The organism is Arthrobacter sp. zg-Y1116, assembly GCF_024385485.1.
In the GTDB taxonomy this organism is placed as follows: domain Bacteria; phylum Actinomycetota; class Actinomycetes; order Actinomycetales; family Micrococcaceae; genus Arthrobacter_B.
On the sequence record NZ_JANFLR010000001.1, the window covers coordinates 512,317 to 529,064 of the forward strand.

Annotated in this window: 19 protein-coding genes and 1 tRNA gene; 4 read left to right on the forward strand and 16 right to left on the reverse strand. The window is 66.6% G+C overall.

Going from position 1 to position 16,748, the window contains the following annotated elements:
* Nucleotides 1–133: 133 nt before the first annotated feature.
* The 5 genes from fdhA to NNX34_RS02365 form a co-directional block, all read right to left on the reverse strand.
* Nucleotides 134–1,354, reverse strand: coding sequence for a formaldehyde dehydrogenase, glutathione-independent (fdhA, locus tag NNX34_RS02345; RefSeq protein ID WP_255764933.1), 1,221 nt, complete (start codon nt 1,352–1,354; stop codon nt 134–136).
* A 227-nt stretch (nt 1,355–1,581) separates the two neighbouring features.
* On the reverse strand, nt 1,582–1,983 hold the full coding sequence (gene trxA, locus NNX34_RS02350; protein WP_227918870.1) for a thioredoxin: 402 nt from the start codon (nt 1,981–1,983) through the stop codon (nt 1,582–1,584).
* Between the two features lie 62 nt (nt 1,984–2,045).
* A complete protein-coding gene (locus NNX34_RS02355) occupies nt 2,046–2,483 on the reverse strand; it encodes a MarR family winged helix-turn-helix transcriptional regulator (RefSeq protein ID WP_255764935.1) in 438 nt (145 codons plus the stop codon).
* Nucleotides 2,484–2,575: 92 nt separating this feature from the next.
* Nucleotides 2,576–2,657: transfer RNA gene (locus NNX34_RS02360), tRNA-Tyr, on the reverse strand.
* A gap of 163 nt (nt 2,658–2,820) precedes the next feature.
* Nucleotides 2,821–3,159: a hypothetical protein gene (locus tag NNX34_RS02365; protein ID WP_255764936.1), complete on the reverse strand. Its 339-nt coding sequence runs from the start codon at nt 3,157–3,159 to the stop codon at nt 2,821–2,823.
* 134 nt (nt 3,160–3,293) lie between these two features.
* Between NNX34_RS02365 and NNX34_RS02370 the strand changes: the two genes are divergently transcribed.
* Entirely contained in the window at nt 3,294–3,785 is a 492-nt protein-coding gene (locus NNX34_RS02370; protein WP_227933012.1) for a YajQ family cyclic di-GMP-binding protein, read from the forward strand.
* An 85-nt stretch (nt 3,786–3,870) separates the two neighbouring features.
* On the opposite strand, the gene NNX34_RS02375 is transcribed toward NNX34_RS02370, so the two are convergent.
* The 3 genes from NNX34_RS02375 to NNX34_RS02385 all read right to left on the reverse strand — a co-directional run bounded on the left by NNX34_RS02375 (nt 3,871) and on the right by NNX34_RS02385 (nt 6,859).
* On the reverse strand, nt 3,871–4,548 hold the full coding sequence (locus NNX34_RS02375; RefSeq protein WP_255764937.1) for a histidine phosphatase family protein: 678 nt from the start codon (nt 4,546–4,548) through the stop codon (nt 3,871–3,873).
* A 43-nt stretch (nt 4,549–4,591) separates the two neighbouring features.
* Nucleotides 4,592–5,464, reverse strand: a complete 873-nt coding sequence (gene htpX, locus NNX34_RS02380; RefSeq protein ID WP_255764938.1) for a zinc metalloprotease HtpX — start codon at nt 5,462–5,464, stop codon at nt 4,592–4,594.
* 123 nt (nt 5,465–5,587) lie between these two features.
* On the reverse strand, nt 5,588–6,859 hold the full coding sequence (locus NNX34_RS02385; RefSeq protein WP_255764940.1) for an MFS transporter: 1,272 nt from the start codon (nt 6,857–6,859) through the stop codon (nt 5,588–5,590).
* A gap of 120 nt (nt 6,860–6,979) precedes the next feature.
* On the opposite strand from NNX34_RS02385, the gene NNX34_RS02390 reads away from it, so the two are divergent.
* A complete protein-coding gene (locus tag NNX34_RS02390) occupies nt 6,980–7,723 on the forward strand; it encodes an MBL fold metallo-hydrolase (RefSeq protein WP_255764941.1) in 744 nt (247 codons plus the stop codon).
* Nucleotides 7,724–7,730: 7 nt separating this feature from the next.
* On the opposite strand, the gene NNX34_RS02395 is transcribed toward NNX34_RS02390, so the two are convergent.
* Both NNX34_RS02395 and NNX34_RS02400 read right to left on the reverse strand, forming a co-directional pair.
* A complete protein-coding gene (locus NNX34_RS02395) occupies nt 7,731–8,369 on the reverse strand; it encodes an alpha/beta hydrolase (protein ID WP_255764942.1) in 639 nt (212 codons plus the stop codon).
* Between the two features lie 92 nt (nt 8,370–8,461).
* Nucleotides 8,462–9,214: an alpha/beta fold hydrolase gene (locus NNX34_RS02400; RefSeq protein WP_255764943.1), complete on the reverse strand. Its 753-nt coding sequence runs from the start codon at nt 9,212–9,214 to the stop codon at nt 8,462–8,464.
* 160 nt (nt 9,215–9,374) lie between these two features.
* Here NNX34_RS02400 and NNX34_RS02405 point away from each other — a divergent pair, with 160 nt between their 5' ends.
* Together NNX34_RS02405 and NNX34_RS02410 are read left to right on the forward strand one after the other, a co-directional pair.
* Entirely contained in the window at nt 9,375–9,824 is a 450-nt protein-coding gene (locus NNX34_RS02405) for a Fur family transcriptional regulator (RefSeq protein WP_255764944.1), read from the forward strand.
* Between the two features lie 50 nt (nt 9,825–9,874).
* The gene (locus tag NNX34_RS02410; protein WP_255764945.1) at nt 9,875–11,365 is read left to right on the forward strand and encodes a catalase; all 1,491 of its coding nucleotides are present in this window, start codon (nt 9,875–9,877) and stop codon (nt 11,363–11,365) included.
* A gap of 69 nt (nt 11,366–11,434) precedes the next feature.
* Here NNX34_RS02410 and NNX34_RS02415 read toward each other — a convergent pair whose 3' ends face one another.
* From NNX34_RS02415 to NNX34_RS02440, 6 genes are read right to left on the reverse strand one after another with little or no spacing between them, the layout of a single operon-like run.
* A complete protein-coding gene (locus NNX34_RS02415) occupies nt 11,435–12,283 on the reverse strand; it encodes a prenyltransferase (protein WP_255765705.1) in 849 nt (282 codons plus the stop codon).
* Between the two features lie 35 nt (nt 12,284–12,318).
* Nucleotides 12,319–12,663: a lycopene cyclase domain-containing protein gene (locus NNX34_RS02420; protein ID WP_255764946.1), complete on the reverse strand. Its 345-nt coding sequence runs from the start codon at nt 12,661–12,663 to the stop codon at nt 12,319–12,321.
* A complete protein-coding gene (locus tag NNX34_RS02425; protein WP_255764947.1) occupies nt 12,660–13,052 on the reverse strand; it encodes a lycopene cyclase domain-containing protein in 393 nt (130 codons plus the stop codon). The genes NNX34_RS02420 and NNX34_RS02425 overlap by 4 nt, the downstream gene beginning before the upstream one ends.
* Nucleotides 13,052–14,731: a phytoene desaturase family protein gene (gene crtI, locus NNX34_RS02430; RefSeq protein ID WP_255765706.1), complete on the reverse strand. Its 1,680-nt coding sequence runs from the start codon at nt 14,729–14,731 to the stop codon at nt 13,052–13,054. The genes NNX34_RS02425 and crtI overlap by 1 nt, the downstream gene beginning before the upstream one ends.
* 2 nt (nt 14,732–14,733) lie before the next feature.
* Complete coding sequence (locus tag NNX34_RS02435; RefSeq protein ID WP_255764948.1) at nt 14,734–15,669, reverse strand: squalene/phytoene synthase family protein; 936 nt, start codon at nt 15,667–15,669, stop codon at nt 14,734–14,736.
* Nucleotides 15,670–15,672: 3 nt separating this feature from the next.
* On the reverse strand, nt 15,673–16,740 hold the full coding sequence (locus NNX34_RS02440; protein ID WP_255764949.1) for a polyprenyl synthetase family protein: 1,068 nt from the start codon (nt 16,738–16,740) through the stop codon (nt 15,673–15,675).
* Between the last annotated feature and the right edge of the window lie 8 nt (nt 16,741–16,748).

Sequence of the window (16,748 nt, forward strand, 5' to 3'; positions counted from 1 at the left end):
GAGCGTACCGCCGGGCCCGGAGGCATCAGAAGGGTGCGGGCACGAAGACGGGCCGGCAGGACCGATTTGGTTTCGGTCCTGCCGGCCGTGCTGCTGTTCGTCCGTCCTCCTGCTTAGCGGACGGACCGGTTGACTAGTGCGAACCCACCATCCCGTTCGGGTCGATGACGTATTTCTTCGCCACGCCCGAATCGAACTCGCGGTAGGCCTCCGGTGCCTGGTCCAGGCTGATCAGAGTGGCGCTGACGGCCTTGGCGATCTGCACCTTGTCATGCAGGATCGCCGTCATCAGTTCACGGTTGTACTTCATCACCGGACACTGCCCGGTGGTGAAGGACAGCGACTTGGCCCAGCCGGTACCCAGGTTGATGCTGAGCGAACCCTTCTGCGCCGCCTCGTCCACGCCGCCCGGATCTCCGGTCACGTACAGTCCCGGGATGCCCAGTGCCCCGCCGGCAGCCGTGACGTCCATCAGCGAGTTCAGCACAGTGGCCGGTGCCTCGCTGCTTGACCCGGCACCGTGGCCGCGGGCCTCGAACCCGACGGCGTCGACGGCGCAGTCCACTTCCGGCACCCCAAGGATCATTTCGATCTGGTCCTGCGGAGCACCCAGCGATACATCCACGGTTTCGCAGCCGAAGCTGCGCGCCTGGGCCAGCCGCTCCTCATTCAGGTCGCCGACGATCACCACGGCGGCGCCCAGCAACTGTGCCGAGACTGCTGCTGCCAGGCCGACGGGTCCTGCCCCGGCGATGTAGACGGTGGAGCCGACCCCCGCCCCGGCGGTGACTGCGCCGTGATAGCCTGTGGGGAAGATGTCGGAGAGCATGGTGAGGTCAAGGATCTTCTCCATGGCCTGGTCCTTGTCCGGGAACCGCAGCAGGTTCCAGTCCGCGTACGGCACCAGGGCATACTCGGCCTGGCCGCCCACCCAGCCGCCCATATCGACGTATCCGTAGGCGCTGCCGGGGCGGTCGGGGTTCACGTTCAGGCAGATGCCGGTCTTGCGTTCCTTGCAGTTGCGGCAGCGGCCGCAGGAAATGTTGAACGGCACCGAAACCAGGTCGCCCACCTTGATGAACTCCACGTCCGATCCGGTTTCCACCACTTCCCCGGTAATCTCATGGCCCAGGATCAGGTTGGGCGGCGCCGTTGTCCTCCCGCGGACCATGTGCTGGTCGGATCCGCAGATGTTGGTGGTGACCACCTTCAGGATGGCGGCGTGTGGAAGTTTGCGCCCGATGTTGGCGGGGTTAACGCCCGGCCCGTCCTTCAGTTCGAAGGTGGGGTAGTCGATGTCCTGGACTTCCACCACACCCGGTTCCAGATAGGCAATCCCTCGGTTGGAACTCATGTTGTCCTCGCTGTCGTCTCGTCGTCGTTGACGTCCGCGCTGCTCGCTCCCCCGTACGCTCCCCCATGCGCTCCCCAGGCGGTGCGCCTTATGGAAGCGAGAGTACAACGACCGCTGCGGCGACGGTAGACGTGGCGTTTTCGAATCCGCGTAGGCCGGACGGCATGCTTAACGCACTCAGGGAAGCATCCTGGAGCGGATGCTTCCCTGAAGAAAAGCGGGTGGGGCTAAGCCTGCTTGGCCTGGCCGTTTGAGCCTGCTGCTGCCTCGCGCTCCTGCGCGGCAATCTGCTCGTGCACGGCCGCCATGTCCAGGCCCTTGACTGCTTCCACCAGTTCGCTGAACTGGCTGGCATTCAGGGCTCCGGGCTGGGAGAACACCAGCACCTTTTCACGGAACGCCATGAGGGTGGGGATGGAGGTGATGCCGGCGGCAGCTGCCAGGCCCTGCTCAGCCTCGGTGTCCACCTTGGCAAAGGTAATGTCGTCGTGCTGCTGCGAAACGGATTCATACACGGGTGCAAACTGCTTGCAGGGACCGCACCAGTCCGCCCAGAAGTCCACGAAGACTATGTCATTTTCCTCGATGGTCTCGGGGAACGTTGCTTCGGTGATGTCGATAGTAGCCATGGTCCAACGCTAACCGGGGCCGGTGGCATTGTCTGTAGCTGTTCGCTGTCCGGTGAAGGCCTCTAGGCCCCGGGCAGTTTCGTCAGCCGGCGGATGACGGGCAGCGCTGCCGACAGGGCGCTCCGCTCCTCGCTGCTCAACTGTTCCAGCAGGGCCGCCATCAGCGCCGTCCTGCTGCCGTTGGCTTCCTGAAGCACTTCGCCTCCCTGCGAAGTGAGAGTCACCCGGACACCGCGGGAATCATGGGGATCGGGGCTGCGCTTCAAGAGGCCCGCACCCTCGAGGCGGATGATCTGCTCCGTGGCGCTGGGGACCTTCACTCCGAGGTTCCGTGCAATCTCGCTCACCCGCATCCCCTCGCCGGCGGCCATCTTCATGATGCTGACCTGCGTGGCGCTGATGTCCGTATCCGCGTCCATGTTGCGGGCAATGTACAGTGCCAGCCGGAGGGATTCACGGAATTCCTCGGCGAGGTCGTCCAGGGCGGGATCGCTAGTCATATTTAGGGAGCCTAATATCTAGGAGTTCTGGGCGCAAGGGCCCCGGGAAAGGAAAAACCCGCCCTCACCAGTGGTGAGGACGGGTTTGTCTGTGGCAGATACTGGATTCGAACCAGTGAAGGCGTTGCCAGCTGATTTACAGTCAGCCCCCTTTGGCCGCTCGGGTAATCTGCCGAGTGTCTTCAAGTGAAGACCTTGTCCGCAGCAGCTGCGGACAAGACAACTTTACCGAAGATTCTCCGAAGTTACGAATCGAGCCCCAAACCGGGTCCTGCCGGACCGTTTCCGGCCGCTGCCTGCAGGGGCCGCGGGACCTCCTCCGGCCCCTGCGGGCGCCCTACAGCCCCCGTGAGATCCGGTCTTCGAGCTGCGCGTAGAACCGGTCGGCCTGCGCCTGGGTCACCGATCCCCAGGCCACGGCGTTCCCCAGGTCGGCGCGGATGCCTGCCAGACGTTCCTGGCTTCCGCACTCGGTGCCTTCTGCCTGCGTCGCGCATTCCAGAGCGGACAAGACCGGAGGGGGGACCAGTGCGGCCCTCGCCGGGGCGGCACCAATGGCGCCAAGCCCCGCGGCGGACGCTGCCGCCAGGAAGGAACCGGCCGCCATGGTGCGGATCCGGACAGCTGCGGGACGGCGGAAGGATGGACGGGAGACGGCACCGGAATTGTTTTCCACCCCCTGACCCTTCCCCGCCCCGATGGGACGACGCCGGGTGTTTGCTGTGCACCGGCTGGGAGCGGGGCGCCATCAGGGCTCGGACCTACTACGCTAAGTACCAGGAAAAGTCACCAACTTAGAGGAGCCCCGAAATGGCCAGCGAGTCCACGTTCGACGTCGTCAGCAAGATCGATAAGCAGGAAGTGGCCAACGCGCTGAACCAGGCGCAGAAGGAAATCGTCCAGCGCTACGACTTCAAGGGCGTCGGCGCCGAGGTGGACTTCAGCGGCGAGAAGATCCTGATGAAGGCCAACTCGGAAGACCGGGTGAAGGCCGTACTCGACGTGCTGCAGTCCAAGCTGGTCAAGCGCGGCATCTCCCTGAAGTCCCTGGATGCCGGCGAGCCGTACGCTTCCGGCAAGGAATACCGGATTGAAGCCTCCATGAAGGAGGGCATCGCCCAGGACCAGGCCAAGAAGATCAACAAGCTGATCCGCGACGAAGGCCCCAAGGGCGTCAAGTCCCAGATCCAGGGCGACGAGCTGCGGGTCAGCTCCAAGTCCCGCGATGACCTGCAGGCCACCATGGCCCTGCTCAAGGGCGCAGACCTCGAGGTCGACCTGCAGTTCATCAACTTCCGCTAGGTCTCTCCGGAGCACTTGCGACGGCGCCTCCCCCGCAGCGGGGACGGCGCCGTCTGTGTTTTAAGGTTTTAAGCAGCACGTCGCCTTAGAGCGCGACGTCGTCGGCAGCGGGGCCGTCGTCTCCGTAGTCTTCCAGTTCTTCCCCGCCTACGGGTTCACCCATCCAGGTCAGCAGCTCCCAGGGACCGAAACTGCCATCGGGCAGCTCTCGCGCTTCGAGCACGGCAATGCCGGTGTTGCTCAGGGCGTTCGCGACAATAAAGTCCGCTCCCACGTTTTCGGCGCGGGCCGTGGCCCAGGCCCGGATGATCGCCCCGTGGCTGAAGATCACCGGGGACTTCAACCCCTCGGCGGCCAGTTCCTCGACCACGGCGTCAAAGCGGCCCAGCGTCTCGGCTCCGTCCGGGCCGCCGGGCATCCGGACGGCTGTGTCACCGGAGACCCAGCGGTAAACGGTCTTCAGGTAGGTAATAATCGCGTCCCGGTCATTGCGCATTTCCAAGTCGCCGGCGAAGACCTCCCGCAGCCCGTCGCGGATCTGGACCGGCAGGCCCAGGGCGGCGGCCAGGGGCGCGGCGGTGAGCTGGGTGCGGACCAGGTTGGAGGCAAAGACCCCGTCGATGGGTTCGTGACCCAGGGCTTCGGGCAGCGCCGCCGCCTGTTCCCTCCCCAGCTCCGTCAGTCCCGGTCCGGGGACTGCGGTGTCGAGGAAATGCTCCACATTGGAGGGGGTCTGACCGTGGCGGACAAGTATCAGTCGCATGCTCGAAGCCTACTTCGTCAGCAGGAGACGGATCAGCACGGCGTCAGGCGCCCAGGGTGCGCCCGGCCATGCGTTCCAGCCGCTGGATGCGGTCCGCCATGGGCGGGTGGGTGGCCAGCAGGCCGCGCACGCCGGCACGGAACGGGTTGGCGATCATCAGGTGCGAGGTGTTCACCAGCTTCTGGTCATTGCTCGGCAGCGGTGCACGCTGGGTTCCGCTCTCCAGCTTGCGCAGGGCCGAAGCGAGTGCCAGCGGATCGTTGGTGAGCTTCGCGCCGTCTTCGTCGGCGTCGTACTCGCGGGTCCTGCCGATAGCCATCTGGATCAGCGACGCGGCCATCGGCGCCAGGACGGCCATGGCAATCATGGCCAGCGGGTTGGCATTGCGCCGGTCCCCGCCCCCGAAGAACAGCAGGAACTGTCCCAGCGAGGTGATGACGCCGGCAATGGCAGCCGCCACCGAGGAGGTGAGGATATCCCGGTTGTAGACGTGCATCAGCTCGTGGCCGAGCACGCCTCGCAGTTCACGCTCGTTCAGCAGCGCCAGGATGCCCTGTGTGCAGCACACCGCAGCGTGCTGCGGGTTCCGGCCGGTGGCGAAGGCGTTGGGTGCCATGGTGGGCGAAATGTAGAGCCGCGGCATGGGCTCCCCGGCCTGCAGCGAAAGCTCGCGGACAATCCGGTACATTTCCGGAGCCTGCGCCTCGGTGACGGGCACGGCACGCATTGCCCGGATGGCGAGCTTGTCACTGTTCCAGTAGCTGTACGCAGTGGTGGCCAGGCCGATAAAGAGGAAGACCCAGATGAACGTCGGGCTTCCGGTTCCGCTTGAAAGCAGGGCCCCGATTCCCAGCAGCACGGCGAAAAGCACGCCGAACAGGGCTGCCGTCTTGAGGCCGTTGAAATGTCGGTGCACGGGTACATGGTCCTTTCACGCAGGCCGTTTCCGGCCGCACTCTCGGTTTTATCCATATACTTCAACGTTTAACCGGGGCGGGCTGTTCCTGCTCCTGCTCCTGCTCCTGCTACGACGAGCGGTTCAGGGCTCCGGATGCCGTGCGTCGTACCGGGCAAACCGGGGCTGGGTGCGGGCCAGCACCGCCACCAGGGCCAGGCAGATCAGTCCGCCCAGCACTGCCGCCCAGCCCTCCCCGACCAGGGAGGCATCCACGCCCGCCACCAGGTCCCCCAGCCGCGGTCCGCCGGCCACTACCACCACGAACACACCCTGCAGCCGGCCGCGCATGGCGTCGGGGGTGGCGGACTGCAGGATGGTGGACCGGAAGACACCGCTGATGGAATCGGCTATCCCGGCGCAGGCCATCGCGAGCGCCGCGGGAATGAGCCACCGGGAGGGGACCGCGCCGTCGTTGTGTCCGGCCAGCACCACCACCACGCCGAACGCCGTCACCGACAGCCCCCAGGCCGCTACGGACCAGAGCACCGCCAGGCCCTGCCGGCGCACCAGCCCGAGCGGCCCGGAAAACAGGCCGGCGAGGAAGGCACCCACGGCGGTGGCTGCCAGCAACACCCCCACGGTGGCGGCGCCGCCGCCGAGCATCAGCGCTCCGATGGCCGGGAGCAGTGCACGGGGCTGGGCTAAGACCATGGCGCACAGGTCCACCACGAAGGTCATGCGGATATTGGGGCGGGTGCCCAGGAACCGGAACCCCTCCAGCACGGAGCCCAGCCCGGCCTTCTGCACCTTGCCCACCGGCGGCATGGGCGCCAGCCGGTACAGCGCCCACATGGCGGCAGTGAAGGTAACGACGTCGATGGTGTAGGTCCAGCCGTAGCCCACCCTTGCCACCAGCACTCCCGCCAGCAGCGGTCCCGCGGTCATGGCCAGGCCGAAGGTCATCATGCTCAGCGCATTGGCGGCAGGCAGCAGCTCGGGGCGGACCAGGCGGGGAATGATGGCGCTGCGGGCCGGGTGGTTCAGCCCGCCGGCACCTGCGTTGACGGCCACGAGGAAGTACAGCAGCCAGACGTTGCCGACTCCGGCCCACGCCTGGGCGGCTATCCCGATGGTGCTGAGCCAGAGGAGTCCCGACGAGAACAGCGCGACCTTGCGCCGGTCATACGCGTCCACCACCGATCCGCCGTACAGTCCGGCCAGGACCAGGGGCACCAGGCCCACCAGTCCGAGCAGACCGACATTGAAGCTCGACGACGTCAGTTCGTAGACCTCCAGGCTCACCGCCACGAGGGTGAGCTGGGTGCCGACGGCGGAGAGCGCCGTTCCGGTCCAGAGCCGGCGGAATTCGGGGCTTTCACGCAGCGGGGTGAGGTCAGCGAGCAGTCTTGGCACCAGAGCAGTCTAGGGTCCTGCCGGGCCGGTTCCGGCGCACCACGCGCGCACGGTAATAGAAAGCATGCTTAGGATGGGACGGAACCGCTTGCCCCGCACCCTGCCGAAGGAGTAGCCACCGTGTTTACCCGCAACGTAGCCGATGGGATCCACCGCATTGAGCATGCCCATGTGAATGTCTACCTGGTCGAGGACGACGACGGCATCGCAGTGATCGACGCGGGCCTGCCGGGGATGTGGCCGCACCTGACCGGCGCGCTCGACGAACTGGGCTACGGTGCCGGCGATGTCCGGGCCCTGGTGCTGACGCATGCGCATTTCGACCACGTGGGCACTGCGGCACGGCTGCGGCAGGAGTACCGCACACCGATCCTGGTGCACGACGCCGACCGGTACATTGCCGCACATCCCTACCGCTACCGGCACGAGACCAACCGGTTCCTGTATCCGCTGCGCTATCCCAAGTCGGTTCCCGTCCTGGGTGCGATGACCCTCGCCGGAGCGCTGAACGTGCGCGGCGTGACCGACGTGCACAGCCTGGCCGCGGATTCCGGCGACGCCCTGCCGGGCAAGCCCCGGATCCTGCACACGCCCGGGCATACCTCCGGGCACGTGGCACTGCATTATCCGGACCGCGGCGCCCTGATCAGCGGGGACTCGCTGGTCACCCTGGATCCCTACACCGGCGCGAAGGGACCGCAGATCGTTTCGGGAGCGGCCACCGCGGACAGCGCCCAGGCGCTCGCTTCCCTCTCGCTGCTGGCCGAGACCAATGCTCCCCTGCTGCTCACCGGGCACGGAGAGCCGTGGCGGGACGGCTCGGCGGCGGCTGTGGAGCAGGCCCTGGCCCGCGGCGCGTCCTAGCCTCCCTTTACCGCTCGGCTGCAGCCAGGTCCTGTTCCAGGACCTCCAGCAGCCGGGAATCCCCGATGGGCCGGAAATGCCCCATGGTTTCCAGCTGGATGTTCCGCGCGCCCGACAGGTGGCTCCCGGCCGGGATATGCGGATCGAAGCTGCTGTACACCGAAGTGATCCGTGCGTTGACGTCCACACTGCGCAGGAGCTTCTGCAGGAACGGGTCCCGCGGGGCAAAGGCCCGGATCGAGGCCAGCGGAAACAGGTTGGCGTAGACGGAGCCCGAGAAAGGTGTGTTGACGGCAATCATCCGCCCCACCCGGGACCCGCCGTCCGGCAGGGTCATCAGGTGCTTGCCGATCAGGCCGCCCTTGCTGTGCGCCAGTACCAGCACGCCCGTCAGGTTCCGTTCCACCAGATAGCGTTCCACCAGCACGGCCATGTCCTCGATGGCTCCGCGGTTGTAGCCCAGCGGGGCCACGGTATGCACGGGATGTCCCCGCTCATACAGGTAGTCCGCCAGCGGCCGCATAAACTGCCAGTTTTCAAAGACACCGGGAATCAGCACTACCGGTGCCCGTACCTCACCCTCCGGATGCAGGTACGCCGACGGGTCCCGGCGGAAGATAAAACCGTGCACCTGCCAGTAGGCCACGTATGCATAGTCCGAGGCCCAGCCCCGTGCCTGGCGCGCCCACCGGAAGATCCGCCCCTGCCGGCGCGGACGGAATCCAGGGCGGAAGGATGTCACTGTACGGCGGCCGCCGTGCGCATCAGCTCGGCGGTTTCTTTCGGACGGGTGTACATCATCACGTGCGGCTGGCCGGGGATTTCCGCCGTCACGGCACCCGGCCGGGCAAGGGCCAGCCGGGCCAGCCAGTCGGCGCGCACCACGGGATCCTTCCCGCCGCGCACCAGCAGGACCGGAGGCTTTACCTCGCGGATCCGCTCCTCGAGGCGGTGGTGGATCATCACGGGCAGCGTGGAGAGATACCAGCGCGGCCCTGCACGCAGGTAGTCGGTGACCAGAATGAAGTTGACGGCCGGTGGTTCCACCAGGCAGTCCTGCATCAGCCGCAGGGCCTGCAGCGGGGCGAAGCGCTCGGCGTCGTTAATGGTCGGCCCCAGCAGGACCACCGAGGACGCCGCGTCCGGGGCGGCGAGCGCCATTTCCACCACCACCTGGCAGCCCATGGAATGGCCCACCCACTGGGCGCCCCGGATGCCGGCGGCATCGAGCGCCTCGGCGGCGATGCGCCCGAAGTCTTCCATCTGCAGCTGCCTGCGCGGCTTCGGGGTGGATCCGAAGCCGGGCAGCTCGAGCGTATGGACGATGGATGTGCGCGCCAGTTCCCAGATCAGCGGGCGGTAGTACCGCTCCGAGGCACCGATCCCGTGCACCAGGACCACCTCGCTGCGGGTCTCCTGCCAGTCGGGTGTCCCGGCGTCGTCAAAGCGGCGGTAGGTGCGGATGTCCACCTGTGTGCCCCCTACCGTCACTCGCTGGAATCCCGTTCGAGCTTCTGCTGCAGGCACTGTGCCTCTGCTTCCTGTTCCGTCGAGACGCTTGTCGGGACGCTTTATGGCCAGCGTACCGGGACCGGACCAGGTTAGGCGATCCTTATTATGAATAACTCAGAATAAGGATAGGATGTTGGACATGAACGGAAACGCAGCTACAGAGGAAACCACCGCCAGGTGGTCCGATGAGCTGCGCGCCCACGGCCGTCGGGTGACCAAGCAGCGCCTCGCCGTACTCCGTGCCGTCGACTCCGCACCGCATTCGGTGGCGGACGACGTCGCGGCCGGCGTGCGCCGGGAACTCCCGGATATTTCCCTGCAGTCCGTCTATGTGATCCTGGCCGACCTCACCGAAACAGGCCTGCTGCGGAAAATCGAAACCCCCGATTCTCCGGCCCGGTACGAGACCCGCGTGAATGACAACCACCACCACGCCATCTGCATTGAATGCGGACGGATCGAGGACGTGGACTGCGCCGTCGGCCACGCTCCCTGCCTCACCCCCGGAAACACACACGGTATGACCATCCAGATTGCGGATGTGCTCTACCGCGGGATCTGCACCGACTGCGCCGCCGCAGCCTCGTAGCCCGCCCCAAGCCTTTCCTCCCTTTTGTCAGCACCAGAGAAAGAACAAGTATGTCCAACTTCACCACCACGCAGACCGGCACCCCGGTTGCCAGCGACGCCCACTCGCTGAGCACCGGCGCCGACGGCGCCATTGCCCTTCACGACCGTTACCTGGTCGAGAAGCTGGCACAGTTCAACCGGGAGCGTATTCCGGAGCGCATCGTGCACGCCAAGGGCGGCGGCGCATTCGGTGAGTTCGTTGTCACCGAGGATGTCTCCAAGTACACGCGTGCCGCTGTGTTCCAGCCGGGCACCGTCACCGAAACCGTCCAGCGGTTCTCCTCAGTTGCCGGTGAAATGGGTTCGCCCGACACCTGGCGCGACGTGCGCGGCTTCGCCCTGCGTTTCTACAGCAGCGAGGGCAACTACGACATCGTCGGCAACAACACTCCGGTGTTCTTCATCCGCGACGGCATCAAGTTCCCGGACTTCATCCACTCGCAGAAGCGCCTTCCGGGTTCCGGCCTGCGCGACGCGGACATGCAGTGGGACTTCTGGACCAACTCCCCCGAGTCCGCCCACCAGGTCACCTACCTCATGGGCGACCGCGGGCTTCCGACGTCGTGGCGCGAAATGCCCGGCTTCGGCTCGCACACCTACCAGTGGATCAATGCCGCCGGCGAGCGCTTCTGGGTGAAGTACCACTTCACGTCCAACCAGGGCAACCATGAAATCACCGGTGCCGAGGCTGAGAAGATTGCCGGCGCCGACGCCGACTACTACCGCCGCGACCTGTACGAGGCCATCGAGGCCGGCAACTTCCCGTCCTGGGACCTGCACGTGCAGGTTATGCCGTACGAAGATGCCAAGACGTACCGGTTCAACCCGTTCGACCTGACCAAGGTTTGGCCGCACGCGGACTACCCGCTGATCAAGGTGGGTACCCACACCCTGAACCGCAACCCGGAAAACTTCTTCGCGCAGATCGAACAGGTTGCCCTGTCTCCCGCGAACCTGGTTCCCGGCATCGACGCCAGCCCGGACAAGATGCTGATGGCCCGCATCTTCTCCTACCCGGACGCCCAGCGTTACCGCATCGGCGCCAACTACAACCAGCTGCCGGTCAATGCACCCAAGGCTCCGGTTAACAACTACTCGCAGGACGGCGCCATGCGCTTCTCCTACAATTCCCCGCAGACTCCGGTCTACGCACCGAACACGCTGGGCGGCCCCGCGGCCGATGCAGCGCTGGCCGGTTCGGGCAGCTGGGAGAACGACGGCGCCCTGGTGCGTGCCGCCGCGACCCTGCACTCCGAGGACAGCGACTTCGTCCAGGCAGGTACCCTGTACCGCGAGGTTTACGACGACGCCGCCAAGCAGCGTTTCCTGGAAACCATCACCGGCGCCATCTCCGGCGTGAAGCGTCCGCACATCCGCGAAGCTGCGATCCAGTACTGGACCAACGTTGACGCGACCCTGGGCGAGAAGCTGCGCCTTTCCCTGGCACAGGGCGAAACCACGGCCAACGAAAAGGCCGAGTTCGTGGGCGTTGCTGAGTAATTCCAGCACCCGCTAAACCAGCAGCGGCCGGTCCCTTCGGGGGCCGGCCGCTGCTGTCTGTCCTGCCTCCTACCGCGTAGGCCAGTACCAGATGATCAGCAGCGTCACCAGGAAACCGGTGAGGAAGTTCAGCTTCAGGAACCGTTTCCAGCCGGCATTCGCCGCACCGGACCCGGCATCGGTGATCCGCAGGAACGGCACCAGGTTGAGGATGTAGGGCAGGGCCAGCAGCCCGCCCAGCATCGCCGGCCAGGGAGTCAGCAGCATCAGCAGGCCGGCGGCGAGATACGCAGCGGCGGCAAGCCATACCACCGGCCGCGCCCCCAGCACCGTGGCAATGGATCCGATCCCCCCTTCCCGGTCCGGCACCACGTCCTGCACCGCTCCGAAGGCCTGGCTGGCCATGCCCCAGAGGAAGAACGCCCCCAGGACTGCCCAGAGCCCCGGAGTGAAGACCGCGCCGGCAAGGACCAGGCCGTAAACTGCAGGGCTGACAAAGTGGGTGCTCGAGGTCATGGAATCCAGGAAGGGGCGTTCCTTGAACCGCAGTCCGGGTGCGCTGTACGCAATCACTGCAAAGACGCTGACTGCCAGCACCAGCCAGGACAGCGGGCTTCCCAGCAGGATCAAGGCCCCGAGGAACGGCACGTTGGTGATGACCGCTGCCCACAATGTGATGCGGTGGAAACCGCGGTCCAGGACGGCGCCTTCCACTCCCCCCTTGCGCGGATTGTGCAGGTCCGACTCGTAGTCGAAGACGTCATTGATGCCGTACATCGCCAGGTTGTAGGGAACCAGGAAGTACAGCGTACCGATGACCCAGGTCAGGTCTATCTGCCCGGTGGTGAGCAGATAGGCGGCGGCAAACGGATACGCAGTGTTCACCCAGGAGAGCGGCCGCGAAGACACCAGCAGCATCCGCAGGGTTCCCGCGGTCGAGGTGGCGGCGGGGCTCACGGTGTTTCCTTCGGGTTCGGCTGGGCGCCTCCGGGCGCGGGGGCACGTCCTGGCAGCAGCGCCCAGAGCGCCGGCAGCAGCAGGACGGCCGCCAGCGGGTAGGCGAAATCCTCCAGCGGCGCAGCGCCGGCAAAGGCTCCGGATATGCGGTCCTCGTTGTACCAAAACAGGCCCACGCGGATCATGAGGTTGTCGAAGACGGCGGTCAGGGCCAACAGGACGACGGCGGTGACGGCCGCCGCGGCTGCGAAGTGCCGCGGGCGGTTCCGGCCCAGCAGGGCGGCTGCGCAGATCAGGGCTGCCGGTACGAGGAAGAAGGCATTGAGGGTCCAGTAGGTCACGGCCGGGTCCTCTCGCTCGGCCTGCGGGCCGGGGGTCCGCCGGCCCGGTCGGTGTTTCGTGCGGCGGCCCGGGCGCCGGCCCGGTCCGCGGCCAGGCGCACCAGGCCGAAGAGCACCATGGTCAGGTAGCAAAGGAAGGCCAGGAAAAAGATCTCCTCCACGGGCAGGTGCGGTGCCAAGGTCAGGCCGAGCATAAACGGGGTCTCGCCGCGGTAGAAGATGTCGGAGCCGATGCCGGCCAGGTCCCAGCCGGTGAAGAACAGCACTCCGATGGCCAGCACTGCTGCCGCCCTACGTGCGTCGGCGAAGAAGAACAGCCGGAACCGGTGGTCGAGGAGCACCATGCAGCCCAGGGACAGCAGCAGGAAAAGCAGGTACAGGACGCCCATTACGCTCCCGCCTCAGCGGACGGCTGCGGGGCCGCGGGCTGTTCTTCGGACAGCTGGCCGGACGGCACCTGCGCGGACCACGGAGCGGGCTCCGGCAGCGCCTCGGTGCCCGTTTCCCCGCGCAGCCGCTTGAGCACGAGCTCCGCACTGATCAGGCACATGGGCAGGCCGATGCCCGGCAGGGTGGACCCGCCGGCGTAAAGCAGCCCCTCCACCTTCCGGCTGGCGTTCGTTCCGCGGAAGAACGCGCTTTGCTTCAGGATGTGCGCCGGTCCCAGCAGGGTTCCGCGCCAGGAATTGAGGTCGGCAACGAAGTCCTGCGGTCCCACCGTGCGGCGGATGATGATGCGTTCGGCCAGATCGGGAATGCCGGCCCAGGACGAAAGCTGCTCGATGACGGCGTCGGCCATCTTCTCGATCCGGGGATCCCCTGCGCCGTCGATCCCGCCGGCTCCCAGCGACGGATCCGAAGGTACCGGCACCAGCACAAACAGGTTTTCATGTCCTTCCGGCGCGGCGTCGGGGTCCGTCGCGCTCGGACGGCAGACGTACAGGGAGGCCGGATCCGGCACGGAGGTCTCCTGGCCGAAGATCTTCTCGAAGTTGGCTTCCCAGTCCCGGGTGAACAGCAGGGTGTGGTGTTCCAGCTGCGGCAGTTTCCCCTCCACGCCGAGATGCAGCAGCAGCCCGCCGGGGCCGGGGACCCGGTGCTCCCAGTATTCCTCCGGATAGGTCTGCAGTGCCGGGGGCAGGAGGGTGGTCTCGGTGTGGTGCAGATCCGCTGCTGAAACCACCAGGTCCGCATCCAGCGACACCAGCGAGCCGCCGGCATCCCGGTACTCCACGCCCACGGCGCGGGGCTTGCCCCGCGGGAAGCGGGCCCGGCCGCCCGTGGGGTTGTCCTGCGCGGACGTACGGATCCTGGTGACCTCGGCACCGGTGATGACCCGGCTGCCCTCTGCACGCGCCAGGTCGGAAATGACCGAGACTATCCGGTGGAAGCCGCCCATGGGATAAAGCACCCCGTCCGCCAGGTCCAGCCGGCTCATCAGGTGGTACATGCTGGGCGTGGTGAACGGCGAGGAGCCCAGGAAAACGGCCGGGTAGCCCAGGATCTGCCGGATCCGCGGATCCGTGAAACGCCGGGCAACGAAGGTGCTCAGCGGTTCCAGCAGCAGCCTGGCCAGCCGGGGGCCGCTGCGCAGGACATCGGGGCGCAGCAGCGGCAGGAACGAGGCAAACGTTGTATACAGGAACCGCTTCTTGGCCATCGCATAGACCTCTTCGGCGGACTCCAGGTATTCCTCGAGCCGGGCTCCGGCACCGGGTTCCAGCGACTCGAACAACGCAATGTTGCCGTCCCGGGTGGCGGCCACGTCCACCGGTTCGGCGGTGTCCTCGAAGAGCACCCGGTACCCCGGATCCAGCCGGACCAGCTCCAGCTGTTCGGCAGCGGTGGTGCCCAGCAGCCGAAAGAAGTGGTCGAAGACCTCGGGCATGAGGTACCAGGACGGCCCCGTGTCAAAGCGGAACCCTCCGGTCTCCCAGCTGCCGGCCCGTCCCCCGGTCTCCGGCTGCTTCTCCAACACCGTAACCTCCAGGCCTTCCCGCGACAGCAGTGCCGCGGTGGCCAGTCCCGTGATCCCGCCGCCGATTACGACGGCGGTGCGCGGACGCATTCTCATGGTTGCCTTTCGTTTCCCGGGACAGCTTGGTTTCCGCCGTCGTGCCGGAGCCCGACAGGACCGGCGACCCGGCGGGTCAGAACCGCACGCGTTGCGATGCGGACCTTCACGGGGTTCGGGACGCGCACCCTGGTGGTCCGCAGCTGTTCGGCGGGAGTGTTCCGGAGCCTGCGGGCCAATTCACCGAACAGGTCCTGGGCCAGTGCGACGGCGGCCCTGCAGTTTGCCGGCAGCTCCGCCACCGCGGCACCCGAAACCAGCAGGTCAGCATCGATGCCGGCCAGGATCCGGTGCTTGTCCGCCTCACTGAACGCTGCCACGGTGACGCCCGGGAAATAGCTGCGTCCCAGGGTCTCGAAGTCCTGGGCGAGATCCCGCAGGAAGTTGACCTTCTGGAAGGCCGCCCCCAGCCGTTGGGCGCCCTCGTGCAGCCGCTTGGCCTGGTCATCGGGCAGCGGAACTCCGTCGAGGAAACACTGCAGGCACATCAGCCCGATCACCTCGGCGGAGCCGTAGACGTACTCGTTGAAGGTGGCCTCGGTGTGTTCCACCTGGTCCAGGTCCGCGCGCATCGAGGCGAAGAACGGGCGGGTGAGGTCCGTTCCGATGCCGGTTTCCCTCGCCGTCAGTGCGAACGCATGGACCACCAGATTGACGCTGTAGCCGGTGCGCAGGGCACGTTCCGTGTCCGCCTCCAGCTCATCGAGGAGCCCGCCGATCTCGGTACGGGGCACCAGTGCGGCCGCCGCCACGCCGTCGACAATCTCGTCCGCCAGCCGGACCAGCGCGTAGATGGTTTCAATCTGCAGGCGCGTCCGGGCCGGCAACAGCCGGGAGGCCAGCCCGAAGGACGTCGAATAGGACCGGATCAGCACGGCCGAAGTCCGGCGCGCAACGGCGTTATAAAGGGGCAGGCCCTGCTCAGCTGCCACCGACTACCGTCCCCGGTTCACGGCGTCGTCAACCACTGTCGACAGGGCGGCGCGCAGCCCGGGGGTGACCGCAGGGCAGTCCAGGTGCTGGCGGGCCCGGTCTGCATATTCCCGCACCAGCTGCTGCGCATGGTCCCGGGCCCCGGAGGAAACCAGCAGTTTCCGGGCGCGGGCGGCATCACGGGCGGTCAGCTCGGGGTTGCCGATCAGGCCCGAGAGTTCTGCCCATTCCGGCTTCTGTGCCACATAGGAAACCAGCACCGTCCGCTTTCCCTCGCGCAGGTCCGAAAAACTGGACTTGCCCGTGGCGCTCTCCGTGCCGAAAACCCCCAGCAGGTCATCCACCACCTGGTAGGCAATCCCGATGTCCCGGCCGTAGAGGCCGAGGGTGGTAACGACGTCGTTCGGTGCCCCGGCAAGCACAGCCCCGGCCTGCAGCGGCGCTTCGAAGGAGTAGACGGCGGTCTTGAGCCGCTCCATGTGCAGGATTTCGGCGATCGGCGGGGCATCCGGATGGAAGGAAAGGTCGACGTCGATCAGCTCTCCGCCGGCGGATGCGAAGACGGCCTCGTCCAGGATCTCGGCCAGCCGTAACCGGATGCCGGTGTCCACCTCGGCACTGTCCAGCATGCGGAATGCGCCGGTCAAGGCCAGGTCCCCTGCAATGACCCCGGCGGAGAGCCCGCGGTGCCGGGCGGCGCCTGTTTCAACGCCTGCGGCGGCGGCCAGCCCCCGATAGACGCCGGAGACGTTTTCATGGCCGCGGCGGGTGAAATCCAGGTCGATGACGTCGTCGTGCACGATCAGGGCCGTATGCAGCAGTTCGAAAGCGGCGCCTACCCTGGCCGCTGCCGCCGTGTCGGTACCGCCGAGGTTCAGGTAAGCCGTCAAGAGGATGCGCGGGCGCACCCGCTTGCCTCCGGCGGTCGAGTTTTCCAGTGCCTGCCACAGTGAGAGGTAGCCGGGACCCAGTTTGGCCGCGCGGTCTTTGGCCCGCTCGTAGAACCGGTTCAGAACGGTCTCGACCAGGTCCTGGCCGATAGACAGGTCGAGCGGGGGGTGCATCTGCATAGGTAAAG

Excerpts from the sequence above, each read along its gene's own strand:
- NNX34_RS02440 (WP_255764949.1), bottom strand. The coding sequence starts at position 16,740 with ATGCAGATGCACCCCCCGCTCGACCTGTCTATCGGCCAGGACCTGGTC.
- crtI (WP_255765706.1), bottom strand. The coding sequence starts at position 14,731 with ATGCGTCCGCGCACCGCCGTCGTAATCGGCGGCGGGATCACGGGACTG.
- NNX34_RS02410 (WP_255764945.1), top strand. The coding sequence starts at position 9,875 with ATGTCCAACTTCACCACCACGCAGACCGGCACCCCGGTTGCCAGCGAC.
- NNX34_RS02415 (WP_255765705.1), bottom strand. The coding sequence starts at position 12,283 with ATGCTGCTGGTGTCTTCGCGGCCGCTCTCCTGGGTGAACACTGCGTAT.
- NNX34_RS02370 (WP_227933012.1), top strand. The coding sequence starts at position 3,294 with ATGGCCAGCGAGTCCACGTTCGACGTCGTCAGCAAGATCGATAAGCAG.
- NNX34_RS02405 (WP_255764944.1), top strand. The coding sequence starts at position 9,375 with ATGAACGGAAACGCAGCTACAGAGGAAACCACCGCCAGGTGGTCCGAT.
- trxA (WP_227918870.1), bottom strand. The coding sequence starts at position 1,983 with ATGGCTACTATCGACATCACCGAAGCAACGTTCCCCGAGACCATCGAG.
- NNX34_RS02355 (WP_255764935.1), bottom strand. The coding sequence starts at position 2,483 with ATGACTAGCGATCCCGCCCTGGACGACCTCGCCGAGGAATTCCGTGAA.
- fdhA (WP_255764933.1), bottom strand. The coding sequence starts at position 1,354 with ATGAGTTCCAACCGAGGGATTGCCTATCTGGAACCGGGTGTGGTGGAA.
- NNX34_RS02375 (WP_255764937.1), bottom strand. The coding sequence starts at position 4,548 with ATGCGACTGATACTTGTCCGCCACGGTCAGACCCCCTCCAATGTGGAG.
- NNX34_RS02425 (WP_255764947.1), bottom strand. The coding sequence starts at position 13,052 with ATGGGCGTCCTGTACCTGCTTTTCCTGCTGCTGTCCCTGGGCTGCATG.